Source organism: Vibrio sp. 10N.222.52.B7, from assembly GCF_041474275.1.
Taxonomy (GTDB): domain Bacteria; phylum Pseudomonadota; class Gammaproteobacteria; order Enterobacterales; family Vibrionaceae; genus Vibrio; species Vibrio crassostreae_C.
This window is the reverse complement of sequence record NZ_JBFRTU010000401.1, coordinates 1-412: the sequence shown is the minus strand read 5'-3', so window position 1 is coordinate 412 and position 412 is coordinate 1. Positions and strand designations below refer to the sequence as shown.

The following is a 412-nucleotide window of genomic DNA, read 5'->3' as shown; positions in this document are numbered from 1 at the left end:
CATCTGCGTACAGAAAGAATATCGAACGATACGACGTGACCACACGTTTAGCTTTGATAGCAAAATGTACGTTATCGATTCGCCAGTACGTTACTCCATAGAGAACCAAAAAGTAGAAATCCGATGTCAGTTCGATGGCACCTTCTCAGCTTACTTCGGTCATCGACGGTTAGATATCACTGAGTTAGTTGAACCGCGTAAATGTCATGAGTATGGTAAAGAGGTGCAGCGCAAAATAGAAGCTCTGGAGTTGGTCGCGGAGCTTGGTAGTGTCTCTAAAGCCGCTCGGATCTTAGGTTGTTCACGCCAAACCTTATATACCTATCAGCAAATAATGGAAGAGGAAGGGCCTCTCGGTCTTAAGCGAATCAATAAGCCACTGAAACGCAGTAAAAACGCAATCCCAGAGAGT

General features: G+C 44.9%; 1 protein-coding gene. It reads left to right on the top strand.

Translation table 11 applies throughout. The features are described 5' to 3' along the window. A partial coding sequence (locus AB4512_RS23400; protein WP_372175915.1) for a helix-turn-helix domain-containing protein occupies nucleotides 1-412 on the top strand: 412 nt, incomplete at both ends.